We start from the raw sequence: 23,432 nt of genomic DNA, 5'->3' as shown, positions 1-23,432 counted from the left end.
ACGCTGTCCACAGAGAGAGTTTATGAACGTTGCTTGGGAATCCGCGATAGATTTGGTGACGAAACTGGTCCGTTTTCCGTCCGTAAGCCACGAAAGCAACGAGGACGTGAGCCAAGCGGTCGCCGACGAGCTGTTCCGAATTGGGTTCGAGGTCGAGTGGCTTTCGTATCGAGATGGAGAAGGAAAAACGAAAGTCAGCTTGGTGGCCAAACGAGGGAAAGGGACCGGCGGGGTGGCTTACCTAGCCCACACGGATGTCGTGCCCGCCGAAGACTGGTCGCTCGATTTCTGTGGCCCCTTTGATCCAGTGGTTCGAGACGGACGGCTCTATGGACGGGGAGCGTGCGATATGAAAGGTTCGCTGGCGTGCGCGCTCGTCGCCGCATCGATCGTTCCCCCCGACGACGCTTTCCCAATCTACTTCGTTGTCACCAGCGACGAAGAGGTCGGAATGCACGGCGCTCGACTTGTCGACCGACGTTCGCACTTGTTCGAAGAAATGGTCGCGTCCAAAACCATCGGCATTGTGGGAGAGCCGACGAAGCTGGAGGTCGTACATGCCCACAAAGGGGGGCTTCGCTTCCATGTTTTGGCTCGCGGAAAGAGTGCCCATACCAGTACGTTGAACGGGATGAACGCCAACTATGCGCTGATCCCCGCTCTCGAACCATTGCTTCAATTGCGCCATGCGACCGAAAGAGACCCACGCTTTCAAAACGCGATGTTCGATCCACCGAACCTCTCTTGGAACATGACCATCACCAACGAACCCGAAGCGGTCAATGTCACGACTTCCCTTGCCCAGTTGAACAACTTCCTTCGCTTGATGCCGGGGATTGATGTAGAGCCTTTGATGGCGGAGGTCCAAGCGATATGCGATCAGCATCGACTCGAACTGGTTCGGTGTGATCGCGTCGAACCCTGGAATGTTCCCCCAGAGGCGGCATGGATCCAGCAGATGCTCTCCGTGGTCGGCCGTAAAGAATCGCAAAGTGTTTGCTACGCTACCGACGCGGGTGTCTTGCAGCGGCTGCAAGCGATGATGATCTGCGGTCCCGGGGATATCCAGCAGGCACACCGAAGCGACGAATGGATCAGCTTGGATCAGCTGCAACTCGGCGTGGAAACGTATGCAAAAGCGTTCTGCGCACTGCAGTCCAAACCCTCGACTTGATTTCTCTTTTGTTTTCTTTCAACTCCTTCCTCCCACCACTGTCCTCTCCCCATCCAGCACCAGGAACAGCAATGAAGTTCGCGATTTGCAACGAGACGTTCGGCGATTGGCCTATTGAAGAAGGCTTCGAGATGGCCAGGAAGCATGGCTACACGGGCATCGAAGTCGCACCATTTACCCTCGGTACTCGAGCCGATCGGATCACCGCGCAGCAGCGATCGGATTACCTCCGATCGGCGAAGTCGTTTGGGTTGGAAATCATCGGACTTCATTGGCTATTGGCCAAGACCGAAGGTTATCACCTGACCACCGACGATGCCGACATTCGAGCACGTACCTCGGCATACCTGAACGAGCTCGTCCAGCTTTGTGCGGACTTGGAGGGAAAGATCATGGTGTTGGGATCGCCGCTTCAACGCAACTTCCCGCCCGAAATGGGGCATGATCGCGCGATGGAGAATGCCGCATCGGTATTGGAAAAGGTCTTGCCGGCGCTGGAGCGACATGGCGTCCGAATCGCGATTGAACCCCTTGGTCCCCAAGAAGGGAATTTCCTCAATCATGCGAAGCAGGCGCGAGAATTGATCGCTCGTTTGGATAGCGATTCCATTCAGCTGCACCTGGATGTCAAAGCGATGAGCAGCGAAGGGGAACCGATTGACAAGATCATTCGCGACAACGCTGATCTGATGATTCACTTTCATGCCAACGACCCCAATCGACTTGGGCCCGGCATGGGGGATGTGGATCAGCGGCCGATCTTCCAAGCGCTCCGGGACATCGACTATCAAGGCTGGGTCAGCGTTGAAGTGTTCGATTACTCCCCGGGTGTGGAAACCATTCTAGAGTCGAGTATGCGGAACATGATCGCCGCCGTGCAAGCTTAATCGCGATCCAACCGCGAACGGAATCGATCCGTTGCTCGATCGGGTTCGGCGGCATTCCAAATCGCGCTGCCGACGACGACGCGTTGGAATCCTGTCTCGAGGACTTGATCCAAGTTCTCTTCGCGAATGCCGCCTATGGCAAAGGCAGGCAATTGAGCTTCGGTAGCGAGGGGTGCAGCTGCGCGGAGGAAGGGGATTCCTGCAAACGCATCGAAGTGTTTCGTGGTTGAGGGGAAGGTTGGGCCGCATCCGATATAATCGGCCCCTTGCTCGATCGCGGATTGAATCTGTTCGAGGGAATGGGTGGAAAGCCCAATGATGGAGCTTGCGGAAACAATCTTGCGGGCTTGGTCTAATCGTAGATCGGTTTGCCCGACATGGAGGCCGAAGGAATTGGCGAGAACTGCCAAGTCGGCTCGATCGTTCATGATCAAGCGAGTGGTGTGAGGGGCGATCGCTTCGATGGCGGCATGGGCGTAGGTCAAGATCTCCGCGGCGTCCTTTTCTTTCTCGCGGAGTTGGATGAGATCAGCACCTGAACGGGCGATCGCTTCGATTCTTGATTGGAAGTCTTTTAAGGAAGGAGTGCAATCAGCGAGCACATAAAGTTTTGCGTTGCCAAGGAAGTCGCGATCGCGTTGGAGCGAGAGCTGAAGGGAGGCATTCAGATCGTAGGCGCGGTATCGGATCGCTTCGATGGAGGGTGCCGAGGCAGGGTAAAGGACTTTGGCAACTTCTTCGAGCGCGCGAAGGGATTGTTGCAAGCGTTGGGAGGCGGCGGCAGCGACATCGAAAAAAGCGCTGGGTCTTTGAAGTTCGGTAGGAGTTTTAAAGGTTCTGCCGACATCGCCTTGAGCGTCGCGTGCGATGAGGAGCGCGTTCGCATCCCAAGATTGGATGGAAGATTGGAGGAGATGGCGTGTTTCTTTGTACGCCTGTTGGAGGAGGGGCAAGTTGCGAAAGCGAGCGAGATCTTCGAGGGTGCGGAGGGCTTCGTGAGCGCGATTGAGATTGGCATCACCGATGCGGTGGCCGAAAAGAGCGTCGCCGATGGAGCAAGATTCCGAGTGGGGGTTCCGAGGTTGGGACGTCATAGCTCCGGTGTTTTTGGCTTACGCCATGTTCGTAGAAGGGGGAGACTTTTGGGAACCGTCGGATGCTGCTATCATGAATTTTCGCAGTTGGTCATCCGGGACCTGGAAAGGGGCCGGACAACCCGAAGCCCTCGTAGCTCAGTTGGATAGAGCGCGGCTTTCCTAAAGCTGAGGTCGCAAGTTCGAACCTTGCCGGGGGTACTGTCAGTTTTGTCAATGTTTTTGTTGGTCGGACGCCACCTGTGGCGTACCGGGATTTTCCCGAGCGACCCTGTAAACCTGAAGTTTATACACCAAAACCGTCCTAGCAAGATGGTACACCGGTGGATAAGCGACAATGCACAGGAGTTGCTTTCATGCCAAGACCAAAAGCCGAAGCACCGGCTATCTCGTTCCACATCAGCGGTCAGTCGATCGCCAAGTTCGATGGGGTCACTTTCTACCTCGGGAAACACAATACACCCGAGGTCCACACCAAGTTTGCGTACATTTTGCAGGCGTACCAGGCAAACGGTTACAAACTCCCGGCGGAACTTACACCGCAATCCGTTCGCCAATTGGCTGTCGGGTTGGGAATGCAGCCTAGCGACACCCCCGAAAAGGTTGACCAGTCCGATGAGCCGATTCTGGTGAAGCACCTAGCAGCCGCATACATCCAGCATTGCGAGGGGTACTACCGGAACGACCCGGAAGCTATCCGCAAAGCAAAGCGAGTTTGCGAGGACATCCGAAGCCATGCGGGGGAAGTGGATGCAGAAAGGTTCGGTCCGGTTTTGCTGCGGGAGGTCCGGGAAAAATGGATCAAAACGGGGGTGTCCCGACGATATGCCAACAGCCTCACCAATTTGGTCATTCGAGCTTTCAAGTGGGCTGTCGGTCAGGAGTTGGTTGGGGTCGAGGTCCATCAGCGACTAAAGACCATCGAGCCGCTACGCAAAGGGAGGACAACCGCAAAGGAGGGACGCACCGTAAAGCCGGTGGACATCCAGCACGTTCGCGCCACAGCGGAAAAGCTTTCACCCGTCCTTCGTGCTATGCTGCGAGTTCAGGTGGCTACCGGGATGCGTCCATCGGAACTTTGCTCCATGCGACCTTGCGACATCGATCGTTCCGGTCCCGAGTGGCTCTACATTCCATCGACCCACAAGAACACCAACAAGGACAAGGAACGGATTGTCCCGTTGGTCGGAGATGCGAGGTCAGCGGTCGAAGACTACATCAACCGTCACCCAGAAAGCTTCCTGTTCTCACCCAAAGAAAGCGTGGCTTGGCAAAACGCCCAGAAGCGAGCGACCCGCAAGACTAAGGTGCAGCCGAGCCAGAGGGACCGATCCAAACAGGACGCACAGCGAAAGCCGGGAGAGTGCTACACGAAGGATTCGTACAGGAGAGCACTACAGCGGGCAGCAAAGGACGCAGGCGTTCCAGTCTGGACGCCTTACGAGGTCCGGCATTTGGTTGGAACTATGGTTGCTGAAACGTTGAAGCTGGAAAACGCAAAAGCGTTGCTTGGTCATTCCGACCTTGCGACGACGCAGCGATATAGCAAGGCGACCGTTCGCCAAGCTATCGAAGCTTCCAAGGTAATGCCAAGCTTGTAAAATCGATTCGCGTCGCCAGGGGAGTAATTAACCCCGCGTCGGTCCGATCATCAACGTTGCCTTATGCGTTGGTGGTCGGGCTGGCAGCGACTTCTAAACACATAAGGTATCTGACAATGAATACGAAAATGGCCGGAAAGATCATTCTTGGAATGATAGAGAATGGAACCTACCAATGCCCATACGCAGAAGAGTTGCGAGAGATAATCGAAGAATGGCAGGGATACACCTCTCTCTTTGACCGAATGGACGCACAACAAGAATCGTCTTTTGTTGCCTCACTCAGTCCGAATGAACGAATCGCCTATTCAGTAGTGTGCAATCACACAACAACCGAATTTGAATTACTCCATCGCGAATGGCCATCACAAGTCACGGACGATGCGATCAAGAAGGTTTTGAAAGGACTCAGAAAAAAAGTCAGGACGATAGGGTACGACTTTATCATTTCTGGCGCACATCGGCATGTAACATGGAAAGACAGGAGCGAATAAAGAAGAAAAATATCTTGAGTTCGCGTGAAAGGGTACCCTGAAACGTACCCCGCCTTTATCTAAGTTGACCTCCGTTGCGTTTAATCACAAACGGAGGTTTTTTTATGCCATCACGCAAACCAAAAGCAGACGCCAGTTCTGCACACCAACAACCCAAGAATGTTGAAACGCCCAAACACGTTGCACCGCCGAAAGTAAACACCGCCGAGACGGTGAGTCGAATTCTCAGTGAGTCGGTTCTCACTTTCTCTCAGGCACGCGTCGAGCTTCAGAACATAAGCGGTTCAAGACCCGACAAGGCGACTCTATCGCGTTGGGTACTTCGAGGCATCAAGGGTATCAAGCTGGAAGCGGTTAAAGTCGGCCCGAACTGGGTGACAAGCATGGAAGCTTTGAATCGGTTCATCGTCGCATCTACCGACCGATCGCTTGTCTCTTGAAAACGAAAAACCCCTGGGGGCTGAGTTCCAGGGGTTTTTCTCATTTCGAACATCGAAACGTAAGGAGTCATTTCATTATGGCGCATGAAGCCGATTCAGACAATTCGGATTGCCAGTGCGATCTATGCACAGGGCTACCGCAACTATGCGATTGCGATGAGTGCCAGGCGGCACGAGAAGAAGCGTTCACCGAAAGCGAGGTGGACGAATGAGCTATTTGGTCCAACAGATCAAACAAGCCGCGCATGGTAGATGGCGTTCGATTCTTACATTGCCATTGCATCGCGATGATAGCGGCGGGCAGCCATGTCCGAAGTGTAACGGAACGGATCGATTCCACATCGACCCAGAGTTCGACGATAACGGAAAGGTCTTTTGTCGGCATTGCCTACCGAAAGGTTCCGGCGACGGAATTGGAACATTCGCATGGCTTAGCTGCATCGAGAACAAAGAAGCAATCAAGCAGCTAGCGAGCGAACTGGGAGTCTCCGCCGAAACGACCGACGCGCCGAAGCGAGATTTAATCGAAGCGGTTTGTATTGAAAAGCGAATGCCGCTGGATGCGTTCAGGCTATTTGAACCGACGTTAGCAAAGAGGGGCAATCGCGAAGTCGTTCGCGTTCCAGTTTGGGACAGCAAAGGTGAGAAGCATTCAACCTTTGATTTGTGGCAAGGCGACAAAGGGAAGTTTGCACGCGGTAAAGGTTCTTCGGGAATGTTTTTCCCAGGCAGACTTCCACAAGCTGGCGAAACGTGGTTATTAACCGAAGGCGTTAAGGATGCGAGTGCATTAACTGGTTTGGGATTTATCGCGGCAGGGTTGCCGACTTGTAAGTTGTCCCCGATATATGCGAATCTCTTTCGCGGCGTTCACGTTGTTCTAGTTCCCGACTTGGATCAACCAGGACAACGAGGGGCGCAGACATCCGGCGGAGTGTTAACCGGCATCGCGGCAAGCGTTCGTATTGCGAGACTACCGGGAGAGATTAAAGCAAGCCAAGGTGAGGACGTTCGCGACATCCTTCGAAAGCCAAGCGGGGAATCTTCAATCCGCGAAGCAATCGACCAAGCGAAACACTGGGAACCAGAGGAAGGCGAGGATCGTTCGGACCGTCCAGAGGTTTTGGTTACATTGAACGAAGGGTACGTTGCCGACCAGGTTGTTAAACACCTCGGAGCGTTGGGTTGGAATAGCGAATGGATCCCTGAGAAGATTCGCGAATCGGTTAAGGTTTTCGTTCGCGGTGGTTCGTTGGTCCATCCGATTGAGTCGGAGGACGCAGCCACGAAAGGCGTTTTGCAGATTCGACCTTTACCAGCGGCGTTAATTCGGGAGAGGATTTCTCAGTGTTGCCAATTGTTAATAGAACAAAAGACGAAAGACGACGTTGAGATTGTCCCGACGCGTCCCCCAAGATGGCTAATCGATGCGGTTCACCTTCGAGGATTTTACAACGGGTTGGTGCGACCGCTAAACGGAATAGTGCAAGCGCCGACACTCCGTCCAGATGGAACGATCCTACAGCAAGCCGGATACGACAACCCTTCCGGTTTGATATATCGACCCAATACACACTTTCCGGCGGTTCCCGAATCGCCTACGGTCGAGGACGCGAAAGCCGCTATTGCAGAGCTGGAGCACGTTGTTGTTGATTTCCCGTTTGTGGATCCGGCGGACCGTTCGGGATGGCTGGCAATGGTTCTTTCGATGATTGGACGCGCAGCGATTGAAGGTTGCGTTCCCATGTTTACCATCGGTGCGAACATTCGCGGCGCTGGGAAGTCGTTGCTTGCCGATGCGGCAAGTTTAATTGCCTATGGTCGACCGGCATCACGCAAGACTTTCACGCGTGACGAGGAGGAGCAAAGGAAGCTTGTAACATCGATCGCGATTGAAGGGACGCCATGCGTTCTTTTCGATAATCTCGACGTTCAACTAGGTGGTGCGAATATCGACGCGGCGTTAACTGCAAGAACTTGGAACGATCGCGTTCTAGGTGCGAGCAGGACGACCGGGGAATTGCCAATGCGAACCGTTTGGGCAGCGACCGGGAACAACATCGCATACGGTTCGGACGTAGCAAGACGCGTTTTGCCGATCCGGTTGGAGAGTCCGTTGGAATCGCCAGAGGACCGTTCGGGATTCGTCCACGAAAACCTGTTGGGTTGGGTTGCTGCGAATCGTCCCCGATTGGCGGTGGCAGCGTTAACCGTTCTCCGAAGCTATTACGTTGCTGGTTGTCCTGAGCAATCCGGCGGGGTTTGGGGATCCTTCGAGGACTGGACGCGGATAGTTCGTGGTGCGTTGGTTTGGTCAGGTGCGGCGGATCCTTTGCCGACACGAAAGAGTGCGACCGAATCCGATGAAACGAAGTCGCTACTGGCAATGTTGATTGTCGGGTTGATCGAAGCCGATCCAGACAACAGCGGCTTAACGACATCGGAGATTGAACGCGTTGTTAGTTCGCAAGACATGTCGAACCCAAGTTGTCCGACGTTACTGGAAGCCGTTGGGACCATATGCGGCGATCGGTGGAACGCTAGGCGGTTCGGCAAAAAGCTTTTGTCGTTCAAGAATAGAACATGGCAGGGAAAGCGAATTGAGTCGGAAACGACCCACGGAACGGTTAAGCGATGGCTGGTTCGGGAAGGGTATGGAGGGTTTGGAGGGTTTCGGAACCCTCACCCCCTACGCGTGGAAAATAAATTAAGCGAGCCTATAGACACATATACACCCACGGTTGATTTATTTCCCCCGTGTAGCGAGTCGGGGAAATCAAACCATACAAACCATCCAAACATTGAAACGATCATTTCCGCCGATGGACGCGTTACGGGGTGGATTTGATGGGGACGCCGTTGAATTTCTTGGTTTTCTGTTGGGCAATAGGCGTTCATCTAGCAGCGGATGGCGATTCGATTCGGTTCGACGCCGACGCCAGCAAGGTATTTGGGGAGTTGGTCGACGTGATTCGTCACCACAAGGCGGGACTGGTTTACATCCTCGGATCGCTCGAGGACGGGACGACGACACGGGAAGAGATTTTGAGAGCCTACGACATCGAAAGGAGTTTGCGTTGCTTATCGAAATGACATTGGAGGCGAAACACTATCCAGACGGACCAGACCCGTTCCAGCGGCTGCGGCGGTTGCTGAAAGCGTTGCTGCGAGTCTACGGGTTGAAATGCGTTTCGATTCGACGAAAGGAGTCGGACGAGTGAGATTCAATCTAACCCACGAAATTGAGATTTTGAAATCCTTCCGGTTATTCGTTCGAGACTTGACCGAACCAGACGATCGAGCAGCGGGACGCGGGATTATTGCAGCGTTGGCGGTTTCCATCGATTCCATCGACGTGTTAGGCGGTCAGGTGCAAACCACCGTCCAGCGGTTCAACGAGTCTGACACCATCGAGCAGCGACACGAGGCGTTGAACGAGCTGGAGGAGTTGCGGCGGCTGTTGGTCGCAGCAAATCGGGAACGAGAAGCGACCGCCGAACAGGTGCAGGATTTTGTTCGCAAGGTTTGCCGACGATGAAGCGTTGCCATTGTGGAGGTCGGTTGTTGGTCTATACCACCCGACGCATCGGTCGATTCAGGACTCAGTATCGCAAGTGCCATACATGCGGCTGGACGACCAAGAAAACTTTTGTCGAAATTCGGAAATCTAGTACGGAGTTTTTTCACACAGTCGAGACCCTCGGGATAATTCACACAGTCGAGGTTTATTCACGGGAGGGAATTAGCGATGGCGGTTGATTTAGGATTTTTGAATAAGCTGTCTCAACAAACGTTGGAGTTGCAAGAGGCATCGGAGGACCTGCTACGGCAGATCGCATCGGGACAGCTCGAGAAAGACGACCCGAGCTTTTCGGTGGTTGCCAATGCGTTGGGATGGAATGAGCGACGCCAGCGAGAAGAGTTGCAAAGGATGCTTGGCGTTTTGAAATACGAAGCGACCGCATGCAGCGACGATGAGTTTTCACGGCGCGTCGAACTTGCCGATGGATTGAAAAAGTCCAATGCCGCCAAGCGTTCGAAGCTGGAAGAAAAGATTGCATCCTTGCGAAGCGAGATTGCAGAACTGGACAAGTCAGAGCATGACGCCGAAAAGTCGGTTTCCGATGCGGAGATTGCACGAGCGAAATTGCGTGAGCTTGCACCTAGTCACGTTCAAGCATCCGTCAATCGAGAGATCAGCCGTTTGCACAGCCAAGGCGAAAATCGACGACGTCTTGAATTGGAATCGGAGATCCGAGCCTATGAAGGTTTTGCAAGACGGGATTCGATTCACCCGAATCTGTTAGTCGATACCGTCCGGGTTCGCTTTCCCAATGAAATTGGGCTGGACCATTACGGACGACGCGCCGTCCTGCCAGGAGCAATGGATCGCATCGCAGAACTATCTGCTGCAAAGGTGGTCGAATTGAAAGCCGAGTATGAACAACTCGATGCACAGATCCGAGCGGAAGAAGAAGCGATTTTGGACGGACTCAACTACTACATCGGAGGTTAATAAATGGAAATTCACATCAACGGACCTATCGAGCCAGGGCTAGCGGCTGAGGTCAAAGCCGCATTGCGATCAGCGGGAGGACGACCCGTCACTATCCGCATCAATAGCGAGGGAGGTTCGGTTCTTGAAGGCTTGGCTGTTTACGATGCGATCGCAGCCTATGCAGGCAAGACGACCGCAATCGTTGAATCCGCAGCGTTGTCGATGGCATCTGCCATTATGCTCGCGGCAGACGAAGTGAGAGCGACGCCAAACGCTTTAATCATGGCACACTCTCCACACATGGAGGGAGAGGACCTAAGCGAATCGGATGAGTCGCTACTTGAGAAGCTGCATCGCAAGTTGCGTGACATCTACTCTTTGCGAACTGGACTGGACATCGAGGACGTTGAGGAGCTTATGGAGGCGGAAGCTTTTCTTGATGCAGAGGAAGCAATGGATCACGGATTCATCGATGCTATCGAACAGCCGACCAAACGAAGTTTCGATCATCACGTCGCACGAATAGCGGCAAGGGTGCCAGCGTTCGCTAAAGCGGTGGCATCGGCGCGAAGCAAAGCGACAAGCAATGCAAAGTCACTCAAGGAACAATTCGAAGCAGCGGTTGAAAGTGCACGCAAGGCAGGCATTCGGCCAGGTGAGCGAGCGAGTTGGATTGAGGCGAACCATCCAGGGTTGAGACAGCGATACGTTGCGGCAGTAAACGCACGTTGATTCCATCGGGGATTGGGGGACCGTTCGCGAGCAGCGGCTACTGGTTGCGCGGTCCCCCTTCCCTTTTTCTTTTTGCGAGGGGCGGGTACCGGGGGGGGCTTCAAGGTACTTCCGAGCGGTCCCAAAGGAATGCGGTAGCAAAAGCTCGCAGATTTCATACACAAACCTGGATCCTACCTTCCCAATGCCAAAACTTTCCGACCGACTAGCGAAGCTTGAGACGCACACAGGCGACGCATTGCCAACAGACGCATTGCCGTTGCTGGTTGCGATTCTCGCTAGACGGGATGCGTTGTTCTGGCCAGCAAGATCACCAAACCTTGCGTTGATTCTCCTGCAGCGCCAGAGAGCGTATCGGGAAAAGTCGCTTGGCATCGCAGCTCGAGCAGATGGCAGAGCAAATTGGAAGTCGGCACACCATCATCGAAAGGCGTTGATTGAAGCAGGCTTGGTTGAGCCGCTGTCATCGGGTGGACAGGTGACCAGTTTACTTCTCACGGCAAAAGGCGAAGCAATTGCGAGGGGATTGATAGGGTTGGAGTCGGCATCGAGCGTTGCTGTCATTGCAGAGGGCTTTCCGAGAAGCTGGACGCACGAGCGGGAGCTACTTGGTTTTGAGGGCGAGTATTCCACCGACCAGGCGATACCGTTCACCGAAGTGATTTTCCCGCTGTTGATCGAGGGGGCAATCGAGGTGCGATGCGATTCACGAAAAGGGCTTTGGTATCGTGGCGTTGGAGAGGTGGAATCAAAGTCACCCGATGTTACTTTGATCGAAGCATCATCCACCCACCAAGCGACCTATGACAAAGCGTTTCTAGCGGAGCGTGATGCGTTGGAATCCTCCGAGCCGCTGGACCCTTACGAAGTGTTTATCCCTGTTCCAGTGGGGTTGTGATGGACAAGAAAGGCAGAACCACAGAACGGCTAGCGGTTGCTGTTGCAGGTGGCATGAGCATACGCCAGGCGGCAGTTACCATCGGGTTGTCGGAGTCGGCCGCCTATCACACTTCGCAAACGCCGGAGTTTCGAAAGCGCGTTTCCGAGCTGCGGACCGAAGCAATAGCGGGTGCCGTTGGCAGACTATCATCAGCCGCCACATTGGCGGTCGATACGCTAGTTGAGTTGCTGGACGAGAAGAACGACGCAAAGGACCGCTTGAATGCGTCTAAAGCGATTTTGGCGGCTTTGGTGCCGTTGTCCGAGTTCGGGGAGTTGCGAGCGAGGATAGAGAAGCTGGAGGCGTCCCAAGGCTTGAAGGTGGCATCGTGATAGAGGTCACAATCGAAACGTTCGCACACGACTACACAGGCGAACCACCCGAACCAGCGACACCGACGGGAGCAAGACCTGGATCGTTCGAGAAGGTGCAAGTCATGCGGGAACGAGCATCGAGAGGCGAACAGCTATTCCATCCACAGGACGCCACCGATCCCCTGCTTCGAGAGAATCGGTTCAGAGAAGCCATGCGGAGCGCGTGACCAGACGTGTCACCATAGTTGCTGCGGAGATGGCGACGTTGAAAAAGGGTCACTTCAACACGCAGAAATCTGGTCCGCAACATTGCGGACCACAACCAAGCAGCGTTGCAGAGGTGGCGGAATTGTTTGGTCGCCCCACCCTTTGCAAGCTGTTGAAAGACAACAGGCCTGCTAGGAAGAACGGACGACCAAAATCAAACCCAGAAACCGTTAACAATGTAAACACTTCCAGTCCGAGAGCTATGGGCAATTCCCGTCTCTACATCGAGCAGCGGCTAAAGAGGGAGTTTCCAAAGGTGTGGTTCTCGGGTGCAGCGGGTTTGTTAATGGCTTACCGCGAAATACACCGCAACTACACCAATTCGATGCTTTACTTGCAACCGGCGTTGCAGTTTGCTAGCATGTAAAACGCAGGATTTACAGCGTTTTTGAGCTTTCAAAGATTCAATAAGGTCATTTTCCTAAAGCTGAGGTCGCAAGTTCGAACCTTGCCGGGGGTACTGTCAGTTTTGTCAATGTTTTTGTTGGTCGGACGCCACCTGTGGCGTACCGGGATTTTCCCGAGCGACCCTGTAAAGTCGAAGTTCATACCGGAAAACTGTCCTAGCTGGGCAGCACACTCTCGCGGTGAGCGATTATTTCAGGAGTTGCGAAAATGCCAAGACCAAAGGCGTTGGTTCCGCCTCTTCGGTACCACATCGCAGGGCAATCTATTTGCGAACTTGCCGGTTCGATCTCGACCGGTTGTGACATGGAATACAAAAGCTGACTCCGTCGAGAGCCTTGAAATGAGTCTGCGTGCTGCATGCCGAAGGCATAGCAGCTTGTAGACGGTGATGGAGGGTGAGCGACATCACCGGTCTATCATTAGAGGATGATGCATCCTGAAATGGATGCTAGCTGCCTACTGGATGGCTTGTATCCCTCCGGGAAGCTTAGCGACGTTTGCAAACAACCCGGGGTGGCGCACGCTTACCCCGGGTGAATAGCTGAAATCCTTTCACGACAATCTGGAGTCAATCCGGTTTTCATAAAAAACAAGTGGTTGTAAATGGATCGAACTCGAAAGCTCCCGCCGAATAAATCGTTTAACAGTCTCCGCAGGCGACGACGTCTACATTTCGCCCGCAATTCCAAAACCACCTTCATCGATCCATAGTCAACACATCACCCAGTCGGCACTCTCAGTGCGCCCAACACCTAATGGATCGCAGAGTATTCGCAAGATCGCTATGTATAAGCAATCCGCTGCACCGAACTGTCCGAGAATTCTTCTGTAACAACAAGCGCGGTCTGGCTGCTAGAAGCCACCTTCGACAGTTCGTGTACGCCTGCGGAGACGGTTAAGCGATTTACTCGCGTAAACCCAAAAGAACGCATAGGCGTTCCAATACATCCACTGCGGCTTTATGGTCACCGACTTGACTTTAGTTTGTCCTGGTAGGACATCATCTATTAGCCCGGGGTACGCACGCGCCACCTCGGGTGGGTAGCGGATCTCTACCGACCTGTGCGGATAGCCTGGCTTCTGACCCATCCGTCTTCTTGCCCCGAGAGTCGTCCCAAGACCCAACTCGGTGTGCGCGTCAACACCTCCAATTCCATTCCCTCGCGAAGGGGAAGACTTACCGTTTCTTTTGACCGCTCACTCATTCCTTCAAAAAGTTTAGTCTCGCGAACGACGACCCCATGGGTCCGTGCATAACGATCGGGAGATTCGATCCACGTGTGCACTCCTAAACAGAAACCGAAAATCATCGATCCGATACTGGCTAGCAACGGCCCCCTTCTCGACCTTAAACAACTCCAAACAAAGATCGGACCTGACAGGATCCATGCTATAGCTGCAATGTTACGTTCCCAATACCAGGTGACGGGGCTGCGAAACCGACTCTCGATGATGGGCGAGGACTCGATGGCAATGCCTTTCGAAGGTGCAGTTTCACGCGCTATCCTCAGGTTGCGCAGGATGCCTTCGTCGCCAGGGGCAATGCAATTGGCGATCCGATACGCATGAATCGCTCGCCCATACTCACCGGCTCTGAACCAGGCATTCCCCTGATGAAAGTAGGCATTCGCGTTGGGCTCACCGTCGCGACACAACGTCTCCATCTCCGTCGCCACCCTGCGAAACTCTTCCTCTGTCGTCGCTTGAGCAAACCGCTCGATGACGGAATTCCAGGTGGATTCCAAGGTGCTAGCCATCGCACTTGCCACCTCAGAAGGTCCCCCCAAGGCTAAGCACACCCCCCAAATCAGCGCAAATTTTCCGAACTGGATTCGCCTTTTCTTCGCTGAACTCCTCCGTGATTCATGTTCCAAGATAGATTTTTGAACGTCGACCGCCATGGAGAGAAGTTGGGGTTCGTCGATGTCGACCGAGGCACTGAATCGACGTGCATCGAGTTTCACAAGAATATCTCGCAAGGCGTCCAAAAGCTCTCCCTCCATCGCACGCCTCTCCGCACACTCCACAATGTCGCGCGTCGTCATTCCTTCTACCGATCGATTCACTGGATTGGCAATGATCTCTGCGAAACACTGATGCAGCCGTTTGCACGCCAAATCGGCTTCACCCCTCTGAAAAGCCTCCACAACCTCTCGCATCTGGTTCTGAATGCGAGGTTCCATCGCCGTGCGCCGCCTCTCCGCGCTCGCTCGAGTCGATCGACGGAATAGGGATGCAGCAAATACACTAAGCGATCCAAGCCAACTGATCGCAACCGCTGCAATCCAGTGCTCGCTCCGCAGAAAGCTCCCAACCACAGGATGCGTCTGAAACGTTCCGACGGTGATATCAATCGAGTCCGATTTGGCCTCTTGCAAAGTGTCAGCTTCTTCCGAGGAGGCGGTAGCAATACTCATCGCGGCTCCCTCTTCCACTTCAAGGGTCATAGGGTTGCCAGGTACATCCTTAAATGTTTCGCTACCCGGATCGAATGTTTGGAAGACAAACGGCGGAACGGCATCCATCTTCTTCTTCGGACGAAGTGAGTACACGAATACCTTTTTATTCCCGTCCGTTTGTCCAATCGGAGCATCGTCGATGATCTCAAACGAATCGGCCATGAAGGGAATATTCGTCAACTTCGGTGCAAACACTGGTTCCAGGCTGCTCTCCTCCGATTCGATGGTCAGCGTTAGAGTGATGGGGTCTCCCACTCGACAGTTGCTCGGTGCCAAAACGGTGTTGACGTTGTACTCGCCGATGCCGCCGAAGTAATTCTTGGGCCGCGGCGATGGAACTTCTACTACCTCGAGTTGCTCCGCAGAAGCGTTCGCTGCAATTTGTTTGGCAAGCAACCTTTCTTCTTCACGCCCTACGGCAAAAGTACCCTTCACCATCGCGGGTCCAAAGGTGTAACGACCAGGTGTGTCGGCCTGCATCGACTTCGTGATTTCATAAACAAAAAACTCGTGCTCTTCACCAGTCTCAAGCTTCTTCTTGGTCTTGCCTGTCAACAAATCGAACAGAGCTGGTTGTGGGCCGTCGAATGGAAACGTTCCCGATGTCCGGACCCCATTGATCGTGAACCCATAGTTTCGGTCCGATAGTAACGTCTGTAACCATTGGCTTTGATCCGGTCCCTTCAGCCCCTCGGGTGTCTCCACCCATGGGATGCTCAAACGAGGAGGACGCCTCGCGAGAGGGCGAACCGGATCTCCTTCCCAATCGGGAATACCACGCACCAGAATTCGAAGCGTTACATCGAACTTCTCCGTCGGGTAGACACGTGTCTTGGATACCTTCGTTTCCAGGAATACATAATCCTGCGGAGTCGGCTCCAAAACGCGAATTGTTATCGGCTCGCTGCGGTATTGCTTCCCCGAGAATTCGACAGCGATCGACGGGATCGTGAGAGTCCCCTTTCGCTTTGGGGTAAGTTGGTAGTCGAAGTCGACTCGGGTAAGATTGCGCTGCATCACCCGACCATTGATGATGGTTGTCGACGATTGATTCAACGGTCGCTCTGCAATCAATTCCGTCGCAAAGTCTTCTTGGAGGGAATCCAATTTCGGGGCGACTGCTCCCTCCATATTGTTGAGAGAAACTCGCAGCGTGAGGGACTCGCCCACGAAGACCTCATCGGCATCGGTGTCGACATAGATACTCGGTTGCTCTTGAGCGGGAACCGTTCCGACGCAGAAGGTCACGAACAAGCAGGCCAGTATTGAAATCGGGATTCGAAACATTCCTACCAATCCTTTTCAACTGGTTTTCGTCCGTAAATCCGTTCTCTCCAACGCTTGTCTCGGACTCGCTTCTCGACTTCCCTTTCGCGCACTTTGCGAAGGAGTTCTTCAAGGCGTTCCGGGCTGATCATCCATGGTTCTCCCTCCGCGGAAGCACCTCCTTCTGTCGAGCTAGCTGCTTCTCCACGCTTCTCATCGGGTTTGCTTTGGGTTGGTTCCTGTTTTGAGTCTGCAGCTTCCTGTTCCTTATCTTCCTTCTTCTTCTCTGCATCTGGCTTGTCCCCAGGTGCAGGATCCTGCTTCTGTTCCCCGTCCTTCTTGCCTTTCTCTTCTCTGTCTTGCGAATTCTCACTCTGGTTTTGCGATGGATTGTCCTTCGACGAGGGCTCCTCCTTCTTGGACGATTGGCGATCGTCGGAGGAATCGCTCTTCGATGAGGAGTCTTCCTTTTTGGAGGAGTCCTCATCTTCCTTCGAGTCTTTATTCTTCGAATCGCCGTCGTCGGACGAGGATGGATCCTGTGGCGGTACAAGTTCCTTCAACAGCCGCAATGCCTCCTCTGCCTGTTCCCTTCCATTGCGCGCTTCTCGAGACAATACATGATTCAAAGCCGCCCGCATCGCCTCGGTCGCTTGGGGGCCGACGGAAACCGCTTTCTCCAAATAGCTGGTATTGTCGACAGTCGCTTCGGCCTGGTCCGATGGTTTTTGGGCCGCGAGAGACTGCGATGCCTTCTCTGCCAAAAGCGCCGTGCGTTTCCGGTTCCAAGTCTGGCGTTGTAACCATCTTTCGCGAAGCAAGTCGCCGGAGATTGTATCGGATGTCTCGAATTCTTGAACAAGTCCCTCTTGTTCCTGGATGGATCGTTCGAGCAAGGCTTCGTAAGGGGCGAGCCAGTTCCAAAGGCTTTCCAAGGATTGAATCCCCCGCAACTCCTCTTGTTCAGCCTTTTCAGCCGAAAAGGAATTCAACGCCTCGTTCGACTGGACCATGGCATTGCGAGCTTCGGCGAAGAAGCCATCAATAATCTCCAAGGTTTGTTTCACTCCTTCGAGATTACTGTTCGGCGCATCGCCTTGTTCATCTCTTTCGAGTTCCATCTGAAACTGCTGCTGAACGATGGTCAATTCATCGATCAATCCGCGTTGTCTTCTCTCTAATTCAGCGTAGGTAGCCGGCTGAAAGCTTTCCCGAGCCTGTTGCGTTTTATGAAGCAATTCGATTTGAGATTTTGCGAGCTCTTGGACCGCAGCAAATCCCCCCGATTTCGCAACCTTAGCCTGCAGATCCTCCAATCGCCAAGCATCCTTTGCCTTCGCAAACCATTGCTTCGTCGCGAGCAACGCCTGTCTCGCAGATTGCTTTCCTGGTGCAAGCTCGAGGCTATTCGAAAAGGAGTCGATAGCTAAGGTCGCCAAGTTCTCCAGGCGTTGACGCTCTTTATCGGCGATCGGGGTCTCGCCAGGCTTGAGCCCAGGAGGAATCTGATTCAGATAAAGCTTCCCAAGATTGAACTGGACCGCAGACACGAGACGGGGATCGCTCGAACGCGACGCTTGCTCATACCATTCAATCGCTTCCTCCAAATTACCCTTCGTCTGTTCCATGTAAGCTCGCTCGAATGCCTCGTTCGGTGCGACGGTCGCTCCGCCATCGGCAAACAAAAGAGCCGACGTCGACGGAAGGAAACAAACCAGTGCGAGCACCGAAGCCACGTGCCTCAGTGAGCTGATAGAATTTGGACGACGTAAAGGAAAGGGATTGCGTTGGGACAGAAACGGTACCAGTAGAAGGCATCCGAGGGAGGCACCCAGAAACCACTGGTACTGCTCCGCTTTGACCACTTCGGATTGTGTTTCTCCTGAGCCAATGCCGTTGTCGGATAGAAACTCGCTGTGGAAAGCGGCCATATCCATCGAACGGGTCTCCACTGGAAAGAATCTTCCCTTCGTCCTCTCAGCGATATCTTCGAGCAATGCGGGCTCGAGTTTGCTCCAAACCGGTTCCCCTTTGTATTCGATGAAACCGCCTGTATCCCCAGCAGGAATGCGGGCTCCTCGTTTGGAATCTCCGAGCCCTATCGCGTAGATCGGGATGTTTTCCTGGGCTGCGAACTCGGCCGCTTCTACCGGACTCGATTCCAAATCTCCTCCATCGGAAACCAAGAGAATCGATCTTCTTCCCGACGTAGTTTGGGCAAGGATTTCGGTGCTTTTGCGAATGGCATCTCCGATAGCTGTCCCACCTCGCGGCGCGGTAAAGGGATCGACGCTGGCAAGGATGCGTTTGAAATTTTCGTAGTCGACGGTGAGTGGGGATTGAATGACGGCTTGACCGGCAAAGGCGATCAATCCGATCCTCTCTCCCTGCAATTGATTCACAAGACTCGCAATATCTGCTTTAGCGCGATCCAGACGGGATGGCAGCACATCGGTTGCGGTCATCGAACGCGATACGTCGAGGAGAACGTAGAGGTCGTTGCTCCGACTCTCGACCCTTTGCTCCGACTCGCCGAATTGAGGACCTGCGAGTGAAAGGAATGCCAAAAGAATAGCGATCGCGTGCAACAGACCGCTCGACCATGCCCCCCAATAGTTGCGGGGCGAAAGGATTTGCGATTGCATTGGACCGGGGGCGAATCGCTCTCTCTTTCGATCACTGCGAACAACACTCCACCAGACCAACGCCAGCCAAACCAACGCGGCGATCCAACCTGCAGTCCAATAAATAGGGTTGCGCCATTCCATCGAATTACCTCCTGCCGCGATTTGGTTTTATGCGAGCCATTGAAGCCTTGTGCGTTTCAAACCATATGACAACCACAATAGAATGATTCCGGGGAGCACCACCCACGAATAGGCCTCTGTGTAACGAGCGAACTGCATTTCCTCCACTTCGCTCTTTTCCAACTGATCGATTTGAGAATAGACATCCGCCAAGCCTTGGGTATCCGACGCGTGAAAGTAACTGCCCCCCGTTTCCGCTGCGATCTCTTTCAGCAATGTCTCATCCATCGAAAAGCGTGCAGGAACAAGCATCCGGGTCCCAAACTCGTCCTCGCGTGGGACCGGTACCACTCCGTTTTGACCAATCCCGATGGTGTAGACTTTGATCCCAAGCTGTTTCGCCAATTTCATGGCGTCGCGAGGATCGATGGCTCCTGCGTTGCTATCTCCATCGGTAAGTAGAACGGCGATGCGGCTTTTTGATCGAGCGTTTTTGAGTCGATCTATGCCGAGCGCCAAGCCGTCCCCGATCGCGGTCGCCAATTCTTCCTCCAAACTTTGCTCGTTCAGAATTCGCCCACGCGCATCACGGATGGGTCGAGGAATCTGGAGTGAATCGACAACGCTTACCATCGCCCGGTGATCCAACGTGAGGGGGCAACGGCTTTCAGCAAAACCTCCGAAGGCGACGACGCCGATTGGATCGTTGGGTCTCCCTCGCAATCCCAACCCCTTGTCACCTTGAACAAACGCCTTCACCACGTGTTTGACCGCGGCAAGACGATTGACTTGCCTTTCGTCCAACTCAAAGTCGATCGCCTCCATCGAACCGGAGATGTCGAGAATAAGCTCGATCGCAATCCCCTCTCCGCTCACTCGAGATTCGCTTTCCCCCCATTGAGGGCGTGCCATTCCAATCAAAAGGCAACTAAGCGCCACACCCTCCATGAACGGAACCAACCTCTGCACCCAAGTCCATGCCGAGCGTGGAGGGCGCTGTAAACCACTTACCGCTGAAAAAAGGACAACGGGGCGATGTCTTCGTTTCTGGAAATGCCAAATTCCGAGCCAAACGAACGGGATCGCGAACAGCCATCCCCAATGCAGGAACCGAAAGGAGTCAAACATCAAGCGTTTCCTCCTCCCTCTTTCCCGCCTATTGCGAAGCGGTCGATCACATCCCGGGCTGTTCGGACAGCGGTCGCGATCGCGTCAGGATCCGGTCTTTGACCGCCAAACTTCACGAGGTCCGCAGAGGATAAGAAAGCATGGAGGGACTGGCTCCATTCACCCGAAAGGTAAGGTGTTTGTCGGGTTGCGATCCAAAACTCTTCCGTCGTTAGCTCCGGCGCATGCAGCCCTGTTTTCTTTTCAATGAATTGCCTGACGATTCCGGTCAATCGAATGTAAAAATCTTGAAATCGATCATGTTCGAGTAGTTTCTCCGACAAAAGATCTTCCAACATGCGTCTTGCATATCTCTCCGGCAACTCTTCCTTCTTGTGATATCGCCTCCAGATAGAAACGGATAACCATGCTATCGACGCGAGGAGTGCTATCGCTATCGCCCCGAACGCGACGAGCCACGTCCATCTGGAATGCCCCTCTTCGGCGGGACCTTCTAAATCCGCTCCTCGAATTGCGTTGAGATCGTTGGCTTTGGGATCGCCAACGATTTCTATGTCGATCAAGGGGCTTGCCATGATCCCTCGTTCGGTGCCCGATTGCTCGTTACTGGATCGTTCCCTCTTGACGAAGGGGATCGCCAATCGAGGCAAGCTCACCTTCCCTGGTTTGTTCGGAGTCACGATTGCCCGAAAGACACGTGTCTTACCATCGCTCCATTCTGTGGATTCCAAGTCCTGATGGATGGAAAAGTCTTCTGGTGCAACGAGTAGTTCCGGTTCACCAAGTTCTAGGCCCGGATCGGCCTCGACAATGAACTGCAGTGAAAGCCTATCCACCAGGCTGGGTTCGCTCGGGGACACCTTCACTCGGATACTCCAGCCGGGCTGGCTTGCAACATCGCTGGCAACATCGCTGGTATCCAACGCATTCGTTTGCTGTGCATAGGAAGGATTGGAACTGCAGACGCAGAGAGGCATCAGGATAAAAAACAGGATGCGCAGATAGACTGGGTTCATCAACGTGCACGCTCCCTCGCGAGAAAGAATCGTTGCAAGTCATGGGAGTAAGGGCGATCGGTGCGGAGCGTCAAGCTTTCGACTTGGGCGCGCCGCAACATCTCGAACAGTCGTTCATCTCGCTCCTTGCACTGTGCTTCATACCATTTTCGCACCGAGGAGCTGGATGAATCCATCTCAACGATTTCGCCCGTCTCGGCGTCTTGGAAGGCGACCCAACCCACATTGGGGAGCGATTCTTCTCGCGGGTCTCGCAACAGGAACGCGATGCAATCATGCCGTTGGTTGGCGATGGCGAGATCGCGAGAAAATTCCTGGCTGATGAAGTCGCTCAAGACGAATAGAATACAACGCCGATGGTGCACCCGTCCGAGATATTGCAACGCTCGACCAATGTCCGTCGTCCGTTGGACAGGTTCAACGGTGAGGAGTTCACGGATGAGCCGAAGCACGCTCCCGCGTCCCTTTCGAGGGGGAACGTACCGAACGATCTCATCGGCGAAAAGGAGCAATCCGACTTTGTCATTATTTCGAATCGCGGTGAACATCAACACCGCGGCGACTTCGATGGCAAGATCCAGCTTGGACCTTGCGAAGGTTCCGAAGGCACCCGACGCGGAAATATCGACGGCGAGAACGATCGTCGACTCTCGTTCCTCGCGAAAGGTTTTGATGAAGGGGGTGCTCGAACGGGCGGTCACATTCCAATCGATGGTTCGAATATCGTCTCCGGGAACATACTCCCGGACCGACTCGAACTCCATTCCCCGGCCTTTGAACGCGCTGGCATACTCGCCGGACAATAGATCGTTGACTTGCCGTCGCGCTTGGATTTGCACGCGGCGAACTTCTCGCAGGATGTCGTCGAGTTCGCGTGCTGCCATGATGGCTCTCAGGGAACGGGGACTGCGTCGAGGACTTGGCGAACGATGTCGTCGGCCGACATCTCTTCCGCTTCCGCTTCGTATGTCAATAAAATGCGGTGCCGCATGACTTCGAGCGCGATCTCTTTCACGTCTTGCGGTGTGACGAATGGGCGTCCTGCCAAGAATGCGTTGGCGCGCGCGGCGACACAGAGACTGATCGACGCGCGGGGGGAAGCTCCGCACTGAATCAATGCTTTTAATTTGGGAAGCTTGAACTTCTCTGGTTCGCGTGTCGCGGCTACCAAGTCCAACACATAGTCCTGGATCTTGTCATTCAAATAGACGAGATGGACAGCGGATTTCATCTCTAGCAAACGACTTGGCTCGAGAACCGGGAGGACGCGAGGTTGTGAGGCATCCATGGCTGCTTGGATTACTTTCCGTTCGTCTTCTTTAGTTGGATAGCCCACCACGACCTTGAGCATGAATCGATCGACTTGAGCCTCCGGCAGTGGATAGGTCCCCTCCTGCTCGATCGGGTTCTGCGTAGCGAGGACCAGAAAGGGCTCTTCGAGGGGGTAGGTCGTATCGCCGATGGTTACCTGTCGCTCTTGCATCGCTTCGAGCAAGGCAGATTGCACTTTGGAGGGAGCCCTGTTGATTTCATCCGCGAGTATGAGATTCGCGAAAATCGGTCCTTTGCGAGTTCCAAACGTCCCCTCTTTGGGGTTGTAGATCATCGTCCCGATCAAGTCAGCGGGGAGGAGATCCGGAGTGAATTGGATGCGTTGGAATTCACAATGGATGGCACCTGCCAATGCCTTGATCGCGGTCGTCTTTGCAAGCCCTGGCAATCCCTCGAGCAGCACATGACCGCCGGTGAGCAAGGCGATGAGCAATCGGGAAAGCATGGCGTCCTGCCCCACTAGCGCTTTACGGACCTCGGAGCGTACCCGTTCCAAGTCCTCGCTAAATGGGATGATCGTATCTCGAATGCGTTGGATATCGACAGTCATAGTGGTTGGGGTTGGGGACGCGGTCGTACTTTACCTTCGAGTGCCGGACTGAACAGCACTAGGTTTTTGGATTTGCGAGAAAACA

General features: G+C 54.0%; 22 protein-coding genes and 1 tRNA gene. 16 read left to right on the top strand and 7 right to left on the bottom strand.

Going from position 1 to position 23,432, the window contains the following annotated elements; all coding sequences use genetic code 11:
• Positions 1-22: 22 nt before the first annotated feature.
• Positions 23-1,174, top strand: a complete 1,152-nt coding sequence (locus SH467x_RS06260; RefSeq protein ID WP_482370423.1) for a M20/M25/M40 family metallo-hydrolase — start codon at positions 23-25, stop codon at positions 1,172-1,174.
• 71 nt (positions 1,175-1,245) lie between these two features.
• Positions 1,246-2,061, top strand: coding sequence for a sugar phosphate isomerase/epimerase family protein (locus tag SH467x_RS06255; RefSeq protein ID WP_482370422.1), 816 nt, complete (start codon positions 1,246-1,248; stop codon positions 2,059-2,061).
• Here the strand turns inward: SH467x_RS06255 and thiE are convergent.
• Positions 2,058-3,155 (bottom strand): thiamine phosphate synthase, encoded by a 1,098-nt coding sequence (thiE, locus tag SH467x_RS06250; protein ID WP_482370421.1) that lies wholly within the window; start codon positions 3,153-3,155, stop codon positions 2,058-2,060. The genes SH467x_RS06255 and thiE overlap by 4 nt on opposite strands.
• A gap of 127 nt (positions 3,156-3,282) precedes the next feature.
• Here thiE and SH467x_RS06245 point away from each other — a divergent pair.
• From SH467x_RS06245 to SH467x_RS06180, 14 genes are all read left to right on the top strand, one after another.
• Positions 3,283-3,356, top strand: a tRNA-Arg gene (locus tag SH467x_RS06245).
• Between the two features lie 155 nt (positions 3,357-3,511).
• Positions 3,512-4,756 (top strand): tyrosine-type recombinase/integrase, encoded by a 1,245-nt coding sequence (locus SH467x_RS06240; protein ID WP_482370420.1) that lies wholly within the window; start codon positions 3,512-3,514, stop codon positions 4,754-4,756.
• Positions 4,757-4,872: 116 nt separating this feature from the next.
• Positions 4,873-5,250: a hypothetical protein gene (locus tag SH467x_RS06235; protein WP_482370419.1), complete on the top strand. Its 378-nt coding sequence runs from the start codon at positions 4,873-4,875 to the stop codon at positions 5,248-5,250.
• A gap of 104 nt (positions 5,251-5,354) precedes the next feature.
• Positions 5,355-5,690 (top strand): DUF1580 domain-containing protein, encoded by a 336-nt coding sequence (locus SH467x_RS06230; RefSeq protein ID WP_482370418.1) that lies wholly within the window; start codon positions 5,355-5,357, stop codon positions 5,688-5,690.
• 208 nt (positions 5,691-5,898) lie between these two features.
• On the top strand, positions 5,899-8,538 hold the full coding sequence (locus SH467x_RS06225; RefSeq protein ID WP_482370417.1) for a primase-helicase zinc-binding domain-containing protein: 2,640 nt from the start codon (positions 5,899-5,901) through the stop codon (positions 8,536-8,538).
• 11 nt (positions 8,539-8,549) lie between these two features.
• The gene (locus SH467x_RS06220; protein WP_482370416.1) at positions 8,550-8,783 is read left to right on the top strand and encodes a hypothetical protein; all 234 of its coding nucleotides are present in this window, start codon (positions 8,550-8,552) and stop codon (positions 8,781-8,783) included.
• Entirely contained in the window at positions 8,768-8,911 is a 144-nt protein-coding gene (locus tag SH467x_RS06215; RefSeq protein ID WP_482370415.1) for a hypothetical protein, read from the top strand. Before SH467x_RS06220 ends, SH467x_RS06215 begins: the two co-directional genes overlap by 16 nt.
• Positions 8,908-9,228 carry a hypothetical protein gene (locus tag SH467x_RS06210; protein WP_482370414.1) on the top strand — a complete coding sequence of 107 codons (321 nt, stop codon included), beginning with the start codon at positions 8,908-8,910 and terminating at the stop codon, positions 9,226-9,228. Before SH467x_RS06215 ends, SH467x_RS06210 begins: the two co-directional genes overlap by 4 nt.
• Positions 9,229-9,438: 210 nt before the next feature.
• A complete protein-coding gene (locus tag SH467x_RS06205; protein ID WP_482370413.1) occupies positions 9,439-10,206 on the top strand; it encodes a hypothetical protein in 768 nt (255 codons plus the stop codon).
• Positions 10,207-10,209: 3 nt separating this feature from the next.
• A complete protein-coding gene (locus SH467x_RS06200) occupies positions 10,210-10,920 on the top strand; it encodes a Clp protease ClpP (protein WP_482370412.1) in 711 nt (236 codons plus the stop codon).
• A gap of 184 nt (positions 10,921-11,104) precedes the next feature.
• Positions 11,105-11,818 carry a hypothetical protein gene (locus SH467x_RS06195; RefSeq protein ID WP_482370411.1) on the top strand — a complete coding sequence of 238 codons (714 nt, stop codon included), beginning with the start codon at positions 11,105-11,107 and terminating at the stop codon, positions 11,816-11,818.
• A gap of 53 nt (positions 11,819-11,871) precedes the next feature.
• Complete coding sequence (locus SH467x_RS06190) at positions 11,872-12,192, top strand: hypothetical protein (protein ID WP_482370410.1); 321 nt, start codon at positions 11,872-11,874, stop codon at positions 12,190-12,192.
• The gene (locus SH467x_RS06185) at positions 12,189-12,401 is read left to right on the top strand and encodes a hypothetical protein (protein ID WP_482370409.1); all 213 of its coding nucleotides are present in this window, start codon (positions 12,189-12,191) and stop codon (positions 12,399-12,401) included. The genes SH467x_RS06190 and SH467x_RS06185 overlap by 4 nt, the downstream gene beginning before the upstream one ends.
• Positions 12,402-12,643: 242 nt before the next feature.
• Complete coding sequence (locus SH467x_RS06180) at positions 12,644-12,808, top strand: hypothetical protein (protein WP_482370408.1); 165 nt, start codon at positions 12,644-12,646, stop codon at positions 12,806-12,808.
• Between the two features lie 1,093 nt (positions 12,809-13,901).
• Here the strand turns inward: SH467x_RS06180 and SH467x_RS06175 are convergent.
• The 6 genes from SH467x_RS06175 to SH467x_RS06150 all read right to left on the bottom strand — a co-directional run bounded on the left by SH467x_RS06175 (position 13,902) and on the right by SH467x_RS06150 (position 23,347).
• Positions 13,902-16,595, bottom strand: coding sequence for a BatD family protein (locus SH467x_RS06175; RefSeq protein ID WP_482370407.1), 2,694 nt, complete (start codon positions 16,593-16,595; stop codon positions 13,902-13,904).
• 2 nt (positions 16,596-16,597) lie between these two features.
• Positions 16,598-19,342 (bottom strand): VWA domain-containing protein, encoded by a 2,745-nt coding sequence (locus SH467x_RS06170; protein WP_482370406.1) that lies wholly within the window; start codon positions 19,340-19,342, stop codon positions 16,598-16,600.
• A gap of 27 nt (positions 19,343-19,369) precedes the next feature.
• A complete protein-coding gene (locus SH467x_RS06165) occupies positions 19,370-20,233 on the bottom strand; it encodes a VWA domain-containing protein (protein WP_482370405.1) in 864 nt (287 codons plus the stop codon).
• 215 nt (positions 20,234-20,448) lie between these two features.
• Positions 20,449-21,468, bottom strand: a complete 1,020-nt coding sequence (locus SH467x_RS06160; RefSeq protein WP_482370404.1) for a hypothetical protein — start codon at positions 21,466-21,468, stop codon at positions 20,449-20,451.
• On the bottom strand, positions 21,465-22,349 hold the full coding sequence (locus SH467x_RS06155) for a DUF58 domain-containing protein (protein WP_482370403.1): 885 nt from the start codon (positions 22,347-22,349) through the stop codon (positions 21,465-21,467). The genes SH467x_RS06160 and SH467x_RS06155 overlap by 4 nt, the downstream gene beginning before the upstream one ends.
• An 8-nt stretch (positions 22,350-22,357) precedes the next feature.
• Positions 22,358-23,347 carry an AAA family ATPase gene (locus SH467x_RS06150; RefSeq protein ID WP_482370402.1) on the bottom strand — a complete coding sequence of 330 codons (990 nt, stop codon included), beginning with the start codon at positions 23,345-23,347 and terminating at the stop codon, positions 22,358-22,360.
• Positions 23,348-23,432 lie beyond the last annotated feature (85 nt).

Source organism: Brakhagea slesvicensis (assembly GCF_052161625.1).
Lineage (GTDB): Bacteria > Planctomycetota > Planctomycetia > Pirellulales > Pirellulaceae > JBKCUI01.
Note: the sequence above shows the minus strand (reverse complement) of the source record. Positions and strands in the feature narration are given on the sequence as shown.